Source organism: Streptomonospora sediminis, assembly GCF_054778995.1.
This window is the reverse complement of the sequence record NZ_BAAGYZ010000096.1, coordinates 22306-30695: the sequence shown is the minus strand read 5'-3', so window position 1 is coordinate 30695 and position 8390 is coordinate 22306. Positions and strand designations below refer to the sequence as shown.

The following is an 8390-nucleotide window of genomic DNA, read 5'->3' as shown; positions in this document are numbered from 1 at the left end:
GAAGCACCTTTCGCATGTCCAGAGGGGTCTGCGGTCACGCCCGCCGTGAAAGCCCGAGGTTAGGGTCTCGGTGAAACGGGATTCGAGCAGGGGTGGTCTTATGACTGCGGCGGTGGAAGGGCCGGTATGGTCGGCTCCCGGTTTGGGTCAGCGTGCCGGGCGGTATCCGCTTGCTGTGGAAGGGCCGGTGCTTAACGCCGTTGACCTGCTGGTTCCCGGGGTTTCCATGCTGACGCACTATGTGCGTTACTACGCTTTGTACGCGGCGCTGGCCGCGCATACCCACCGGCATGATCTGGGCGCCGAGAGATGTAAACAGCTGCTGCGCCGCAGCGAGACGGTCCTCGCTGCGGCTTCAGAAGTGCAGGACGATGCGGGCGCATGGCCCGGGTACGCGCATGGGGCCGATCGTGTCCGGGGTGTATTGGGGCCCGATGGGCTGGACATTGCGCGCGTCGCCGGCGATGGCCCGGCGCAGCAGGTGTACTCGCCGCGACCGTGGGGTTTCTGGGAGGACTATCGGGGACCGAGCGCGGCCCTGGGCACAGCCGTCATGAAGGAGGGCGCGCTGCACCCGGGCCGGCACGCCTGCCCCCAGCCGGTCGGCGACCTCTTCGCGCCGTTGTTCGCCGCCGCCGAGAACGACTGGCTGAGCCGGACCCAGTTGCGAGAGTTGCGCCCTGTGACGATCCAGGCCGAGCAGACACCGGAGATTCTGTGGCTGGCAGAGCTGTTCGCAGCCTGCCGATCCGGTCGGCACGATCCCGAAGAATGGGAGCCCGTCGGTCGCCGACGCCGTGCGGCCCTGCGGATCCTCGCGCGGACGGCCATTCTCCACCCCGCTGAAGCGGCGCAGAACTGGGAGGAAGCGGTCCGATCCGCTGTCGTGTTCGGCGAGGGGGCGGAAATGGATCTGGTGCTGCGAGACATCGATGAGGTGTGGGCCTGGCGCGGAATGCTGCTGCGGCACTACTCGGTGGGAGCTTGGCGGCGCCTGTGGGCTGCCCTGGTGCGCCGGATCGGTGCTGAGGGGGAGGATGCCGACGCCAGTCACCAGGAGCTGCGGGATTGGCTGGCCGAGCAGATGCCCGCGATGACCGTACGGCAGTGCATGGCCGAGCTTCCGGGCACGCTCGCCGACGGGCATCCTGCTCCCGCGGAGCGGCAGGTTCTTGCGCGGGATGAGGCGCGTACTCCGCTGACCAACGTCCGGCTGCTGTTACTCGGCAGCCAACGGGTCGAGGAACTCGACGGACAGGCGCGCAAGATCTTCCTTGGAGCACAGCAGAGGCAGTTCCTCAACCCGCTGTGGGTGGCCCGGTGCGTGCGGGAGCTCGAAGACCAATCGATGCGGGACTTCGCATGCCGACTTATCGATGACATGCTCGCCCAGGCCCGGCGGGTCGCCTTAACGAAGATGAGGCCCGGAGCGCCCGGGACGATGGTCGTGTTCTCCCGAGTTCACGAACGCAATGGCCGCTATTACAAGACCAGCAACGAGGGCGACAGCGATCTGGGAACACGTATCGGGCAACTGGCCGGCATCGCTACCCAGCTCGGTCTGGTGGAACAGGGCCACAACGACGAGACAGGGCTGACCCCGCTGGGCACGAACCTTCTGGCGGTGGGCCCGTGACCGAGCAACCGATCGCCTCCCCACTGTCGCTGTTGAATGAGTGGAACGATCGCGCGGACGGGGCCGACCTGCACGAGGTGCTGCTCCTTGGTTTCAGCGTCGATCTTCCGTTCCTGGAAAAGGTGGCCATCTCCACCGCACGCGCCTTGGGCGCGCGCATCACCGTGGTCGGCGACGCCGCACAAGCCCGGTACGATCCGGTCGACGTACGCATGGCCGGACGCGCCTATCTCCACGGATTTGCCTCCTGCCAGGGCGCGTTTCACCCCAAACTGGCCCTGCTCATCGGGGAGAACGAGGTCGTAGCCGCGGTGGGGTCGGGGAACCCGACCATGGCCGGGTGGGGATACAACGAGGAGCTGTGGACCGTCCTGCGCGGCGACCGCGGCGCGGCTCCCGCAGGGTTCGGGCAGCTCGCCGCGTGGCTTCGTCACCTCCCCGAGCGAACCGCGGTGGCGGACTATATCGGTGATCTTCTACGGGAGAACGCCGACCAGTTGGCCGCGCTTTGTCCCGACGCGAACGCCGCCGACGAGGTAGAGCTCCTCCACAACCTCGACACGAGCCTGCTGGAGCAACTCCCAGCCGGCCCAGTCGACGAACTGTGCCTCTACGCCCCCTTCATCGACCCCACCGGAACCGCACTCACCAGGATCATCGAGCATTTCGCTCCGGCCCGGACCGTCATCGGTGTCCAGGAACGATGGACCAGCTACGACGGCGACGCCCTGCTCAATGCGATCGGTGGCTACGACACCGAACTCCGACTGTTGCCCGAGCAGCATCCGCGGCACGGAAAGCTGCTCGAATGGTCGGTAGCCGCCAGGCGGCGGGCCCTGACCGGAAGCGCCAACCTCACCGCCTCCGCCCTCCTCCGGCCCACGTCACGCGGCGGCAACTGTGAACTGGCCGTCCTCGCCCCGAGCGAGACCGCTGTGATGCCGGATGGTGCCATCAGCTCCACCGGCGACCTTCAGGGCCGCCGCACGGTCCGCCCGCCGGAGAGTCGACCAGCGCTGTCCGTGCTCGGTGCTGTGCTCACCAGCCACGGCCTCAAGGTGACCCTGGCCCGTGCCCACGTCGCCGCTACGACCGTCGAGACCTCGCCCGACGGCTCGCCCGGCTCCTGGACCCCGATCGGCACCATTCCCGCTGGCGAAACCACCCGAGTGTTCGCGGTTCCCGAGTCCGCCGGATCCGTCGTCCGCGCAATCACACTCGCAGCAGACCACGGGCGAACGGAGTCTCCTCCCGCCTTCGCCGTCCACCCCGGCCGCTGCGCCGCCCGGCGCACAGCCGAGGACACCGGCCCGCGACTGCGCCGCGATTACACCGAAGAGGAGATCTTCAGCGACGAGGAGATCGCCCGCCGGTTCCGCTACGACATGATCCGCCTGACCGAGCAGCTCGCCCAGCACCGAACCACCAAGGCCGCCGCCAGGCCGAAGCAGCCGGCGGCCTCCTCCGCCATCCAGGATCACTGGGCCGCTTACCTGGAGCAATGCGAGCGTACGATCGGGCGCCCGCTCACCGAGAAGCTTTTCGGTAACTCGATGATGAAAATCGCAGAGCCATCGACCTCCGCATGGGGACTCGATACCGCGATCACCTTCGAGGACGGAAGCGAAGACCCAGCGGGGGACGAAGAATCGGGAAGCGTCGACGCCGTTGAGAACGCTTCCTCACGGGTGCCCCCGGAGGCCCGGGCCGAATGGCGGCACTGGGCTCGGCGAGCGGTACATGCGGTGGCCCCCGCCGGGCGCGGGCCTGCTGCCCCGCTAGCACTGCGGATCCTGATCGCTCGGCTGTTCATCCTCCTACTTGGACAGCGGGTCTGGGAGGCAGGCGACGACTCTTGGCGTGAGGACCTCGCCCAGCTCACTCGAGGATTGGCCTCGAATGCCGGCGACGATGTGCCAGGAGAGGCGCTGCAGCACGCCACCGCCCTCGCTGCCGTGTGCATGGGGCTGCTTCGTTCCCAGGCATCTCTCACCGGCGGTGCTCCGGCAGACATCCTCGCGTCTGGCACCTGGGAGCAAGTCAAGCATGTGGTGGGCAAGGCGGACAGCGCACTTGCCGAGGATCTGTTGCGATGGATGGCGCCCTCCCACGCCCACGCTCTCAGCCGCTCCGAACTCGCCTCCACGATCAGGGAAGCGGCTGACGATGACGCATTGGTGCACGTCAGGAAGGAACTCGCCGAAGCCGGTCGGGAACTCGACTACGCCGACGGTCTCTACCGGGTGACCGGATCGTTCACCAACCCCGTCCCCGTGGCCGCCCGAGTCGCTACCCTTATTGGGGCGCATAGGGATGTTGTGCTCGTGCATGCCCGGGGTGGCAACGGCTGCTGGGCATTCATCGCCTGGCGGCGCCCCGACCTCGTCCTGGCGAGACGCCCCGGCAACACCTGGCGCTATTACAGCCTCCCCAAGATGGCCACGCCGCAGTCGCGCCTCGCGGGCGGCGAAGGCATTACCAAGGTCGGTCTTGTCGGTGTCCCCGTTCCTCTCGGCAAGGTTCCCCCGGAACCGGTTCAGCGTCTCCTCGAGGAAGCCGGAACGGACCATGTCACGTTGCTCCAGAAGCTGGCCACAGAGTGACGAATTGCGGGTTGCCGATGGAGCACACGCGCATCGCTCAAATAGTCAACTCCCACGGCTTTAGTTCGTGGCGGAACGAAGCGAATTTCCTGCTACGGAGCGGTGCCTCTGTTCCCGACTGCAACGTCCTTGGGTGCGGCCACGTCCCGAAACTTCGACATACGTACAAGGATGCTCTTCCGTGCATCGCAGGTTGCAGTGATCATCTCAGAAGTATCCAGCCGAGAAGAGGGTGTTCTGTCCCGCATGCCGTATACGGTAAGTCGATGCAAACCACGTGTACGCACAGGCACAGAAGGTGACACATGAGGGTCGATGAGTGCCGCATCGTCGCTGCCGCTGGCAACGACCAGACGGCTATCGAAGGGATGAGCTGGCACCAGCAAGGGTGCGTGAGGTGGACTGACGCACGTTATGGAAGTGTGGTGGGTCTAGTGGAAGAAGGGGGAGGTACGGAGATACACGTCTGGGCCGGTATAAGGAACGGCCTCCTCGTCTACGAATGCGAAGACTGCATCCCCCGGGAGAAGACAATCCTGGTCCCCTGGCTCCTGGACGAGGAAGAAGAAGCTTCCGAGCCGACCGACGATCTGTGCCGGCATGCCGTCGCCGTGGCCCTAGATGCTGCGGAGCGGGGAGCCCGGTGGTACGAGCTTCCGACCCATGCAACGCCGTCCCGACCCGAACTCCACAAGGAGGCCGACCCGAAGATCAAGCCTGGGCGGGGAACACTCCTTAGCCGCCTCGACATGCGCGAGAACGGTCTCCTTCTGCAGAATCTGCTGGAACGTCGGCCCGAACTGGTGGGAGAGCTGGAACGCCTGGCCGTTGCGCATCTTGACGAGGTGGATGTCGCCGCTACGGCAGCACGTGTCCGGCGATCGCTGGAGCTGTTCCGGCCCGAGGAACTCCCGGCGTACTTCGGATCGGCTGACGGGGTAGTGAGCGCCGAATATTCACCGATCCCAAGTGACGGATTCGCTTACATCGAACCGGACGAGGTTGTCTTGGACTACTCCCTGCGCCCCTGGGCGGAGGACATCGCCCGCCGGTGCGCTGTGGGAGCGGGACGGGGTGGGCGCGACCTGGCACTCGGAGTCATCAAGGGGCTCTACAACGATCGCCATGAGTCGAGGTGGTCGCATCCGCTCGTCGCGGAGTACTTGGAAGGTGATGATGTGCCCCTGAGCAACGCGCAGCACATCATGGCGCTTGCTCGCGACTGGGGCAGCGAACCGCGCCCTGTTGACCTGCAGAAGTTGTGCCCTGAGTGGGCCGAAAACCTTGCCAGTCCGCAATATTAGACGGCTTCCTGCATCGTATCCTCACAGACTGGCCCAGGACGCGGCGTAGGTCCCAGTCTGCTCCAAAGCGTTATCAACAGCGGCTGCGGAGTGTCCGGCGGGTAGCCGTGCTTGCAGCAGCTTGATTGTGCTTGGGACCCGGTCCTGGGGCCTGCACGCGCTTTGACCCAGGTCCACGCGTCGTGACTGCGTCTCGGTCTTCTGTCATGGCTCGCTCTTGAAAATCGAGCCCTGTCTCTCGAGGTAAGTCCGTTCCTTGATGGGAGGGTTCTTGTACCTACCTGATCACGAGCGGTAGCTGGGAATGCCCGTCACTTGGAGTTCCATACCGCGCCGGTGGAGGTCCTCCGCCAGTGCGGCGAGGGCGACCTGGGAGGTCGGAAACAGGCTCTGGGCACTCAGGGGGCGGTGCGTCTTGAGTCGGATGGCGAGGACGACGGTGCGTGGGCGCCAGCCGTCGCCGAGGTCGCGTTCGGGAGAGGTGGCGCGGATCCGGTCGCGCAGCCAGCTTCGGGCCTCGGCTTCGTTGTCGAGGGCCTCCACGGCCGCCTGTGCCTGGATGAACAGGTGGCTCAGGGCGCCGGCGGAGTCGGCCTGCTTCACATGAATCAGCTCATCGTGCTCGCCCAGCAGATCGCACAGCTCCACACCGTTGCCGTTATGCAAGGGCGTGCCCGCCAGCTTGCGGTCCAGGGCGATCATGCCGGGGATATCCCGTGCGACGTCCTCGACGTAGTCGCGTTCGTCCAGCCCGTCGGCCCAGTCGGGGAGTCGGAGATGGCCACCGTTGTCGATCAACCGCTGAACGGTATTGCGCAAGGATTCCGCGTAGTTGGCGCCGAGTTCGAACCAGTGGCCGTCGGTGAGCGTGTAGATGCGATCCCCGTCCGGAAGAAGCGCGTCAATGCACCGCAGCAGGTTGGTATAGCTCCGAAGCTTCTCCCGCCCACTCCGGTCCTTGTAGAAGGTGAGCTTCGCGTCGCGCAGCGCCTGCACGCGTGCCCCACGTCGTTGCACCCGCAGCCGTGACCGGATCTCGCCGATGTCCAGTTCCTCGCGCACGGGGCCGGCGACCCCGCCGATGTGCGCTTGCACGGACCGGGCGTTTTCCTGGTCGTCCAGCATCTGCTGGGTCGGAGCGATGGCGAGTTCCAGCTCCCCGCGCCCGCCCAAGGCGTCGTCCAAGAGCAGGTTCAGCAGCCCGAGTTCGTCCGGATCATCGACTTCCTGGAAGGCATTGAAGTCGGCGAAGGCCTCGTGGGGCTGTTTTTCCTGCTCGATCTCGGCCAGGAGCCGGATGTCGGCTACAAGGTCGGCCGGCTCGATGCCGAACTTGGTGGCTACGCCTGTGGAGCAGTGGATCCGAGGGCGCCGGCCCGTGCATCTGGAGTAGGTCAACTCCTGGATCTGGCCCCGGGCGCTGATCCTGTCCACCCGGTCCAGGTGTGGGCGCAGGCCGAAGTCGCGCCAGCGCAGCCCTGCGGTGGACACTGTGGAGTCGCGCCGTCCAGGAGTGTCGGCCGGGCGCCGATGGACCCCGGTGATCTCCTCGGGGTCGCAGGCACGGGAGGCAAGGCGCCGCCCGAACGTGGGGTCCTTGAGGGTATCGGGGATCAGGTAGTGCCCATCACCGTAGCTCCAGGCATACACCCTGCCGTCCACGGCGATGAATACCACCACCGCAGGACTCAACTTGCGCACGTCCAATTCGATGCGAGTCGAGCGCCGGGCGTCACGGAGCCACTCCGGCTCCTGCAATCCCCGGCGCTGGCCGTGAACGACGACCGCGGCTCGGCCATCGATCGAGGCCTGCTCGATGCGGAGGTCTTCCTCGTGGGCGCACTGTTCCTCCAGAGCAGACCGCATCCCCTCCGCGGTGGCCTCGACGGCGACCGTCAGTCGGTGCAGAGTCAGCTCTCGGGTAGGGCAGGCGCGGTGCTCCCTGCCCGCGGCGACTACCGGGTCGTTCATCACAACTCCTGGGGAAGCCGGTTCGTCGGATGCGCCCGCACGACTGCCTGGCGGCGCGGCGTCACTGTTCGTCCGGCGAGCCGTCCCCCGCTGTGGGCGCAGTCGCAACCTACGCTGTCGTAAATCGAGTGAATAGGAACGTCTCTGATAAGCCCGCTTATCGCTCCCATGCGTAGCAGCGAGGTCTGCGAGCACTGGCTGAAATCCTGTCGCGCGCGGTCGGCCGGGGACTGTCCAGTACAGGCAGAGGAGCGTGCCCGACCGGCTCCGGTACGAGGCGGCCGTATGGAGGTCGAACGTGGCATCGATCGGGATCGGACGCGGTACGGCACCCGAGCCCGAGGCGGATGTAGGCCGTCGGTCAGGAAGGGGCGGGCCAGAAGCGGATCAGGATCCGTTCGGCACCGCGGACCGGTTCGTCTTGGCTCTGCCAGAGTCGCAGCGCTTCCTGCCCACCGTGGCGGTAGGCGCGGAAGGCGTAGCGTCCGGGGCCGTCGAGGTCCAGGTAGGGCGGCGCGACGGCCTCGGTGACCACGCGTACGCCCAGGGAACCGCTGCTCAGTTCCACGGTCCCCTCGTCGGGATCGCCGAAGGGGGCCGGGGGGTCGGTGTCCGGTTCCTGCGTCCAATGCTCCAAGCGGACGGCGACGCTCTGGCCATCGGTGTGCTCGGGGATGACACGGATCAGGTCGCGGACGGGCGCGGTCCACCTCGACAGGTCACCCTCCGCGGGCCCGAAGACGTCCGCAGCAGGGTCCTCCACAACGAAGTGTCCGTGGTCGATCACGACCTCGAAATCCATCGACCGTGGCAGGCCCGCCATGGGTCCTCCCTGGGCTCGCAGATGTGGACGTGCCGCTACTCATGCGGTGATAC

5 protein-coding genes are annotated in these 8390 nt (G+C 66.4%); 3 read left to right on the top strand and 2 right to left on the bottom strand.

Annotated features, from left to right (window positions below; all coding sequences use genetic code 11):
- The first annotated feature begins 175 nt into the window (after positions 1-175).
- The 3 genes from ACYVD5_RS18515 to ACYVD5_RS18505 all read left to right on the top strand — a co-directional run bounded on the left by ACYVD5_RS18515 (position 176) and on the right by ACYVD5_RS18505 (position 5543).
- Positions 176-1636, top strand: a complete 1461-nt coding sequence (locus ACYVD5_RS18515) for a hypothetical protein (protein ID WP_461002330.1) — start codon at positions 176-178, stop codon at positions 1634-1636.
- Positions 1633-4239 carry a phospholipase D-like domain-containing protein gene (locus ACYVD5_RS18510; RefSeq protein WP_461002329.1) on the top strand — a complete coding sequence of 869 codons (2607 nt, stop codon included), beginning with the start codon at positions 1633-1635 and terminating at the stop codon, positions 4237-4239. The genes ACYVD5_RS18515 and ACYVD5_RS18510 overlap by 4 nt, the downstream gene beginning before the upstream one ends.
- A gap of 305 nt (positions 4240-4544) precedes the next feature.
- Complete coding sequence (locus tag ACYVD5_RS18505; RefSeq protein WP_461002328.1) at positions 4545-5543, top strand: hypothetical protein; 999 nt, start codon at positions 4545-4547, stop codon at positions 5541-5543.
- A gap of 285 nt (positions 5544-5828) precedes the next feature.
- Here the strand turns inward: ACYVD5_RS18505 and ACYVD5_RS18500 are convergent, their stop codons facing one another.
- Positions 5829-7514, bottom strand: coding sequence for a DUF6119 family protein (locus tag ACYVD5_RS18500; protein WP_461002327.1), 1686 nt, complete (start codon positions 7512-7514; stop codon positions 5829-5831).
- Between the two features lie 361 nt (positions 7515-7875).
- The gene (locus ACYVD5_RS18495; protein ID WP_461002326.1) at positions 7876-8337 is read right to left on the bottom strand and encodes a hypothetical protein; all 462 of its coding nucleotides are present in this window, start codon (positions 8335-8337) and stop codon (positions 7876-7878) included.
- Positions 8338-8390: the final 53 nt, after the last annotated feature.

Excerpts from the sequence above, each read along its gene's own strand:
- ACYVD5_RS18505 (WP_461002328.1), top strand. The coding sequence starts at position 4,545 with ATGAGGGTCGATGAGTGCCGCATCGTCGCTGCCGCTGGCAACGACCAG.
- ACYVD5_RS18500 (WP_461002327.1), bottom strand. The coding sequence starts at position 7,514 with ATGAACGACCCGGTAGTCGCCGCGGGCAGGGAGCACCGCGCCTGCCCT.
- ACYVD5_RS18495 (WP_461002326.1), bottom strand. The coding sequence starts at position 8,337 with ATGGCGGGCCTGCCACGGTCGATGGATTTCGAGGTCGTGATCGACCAC.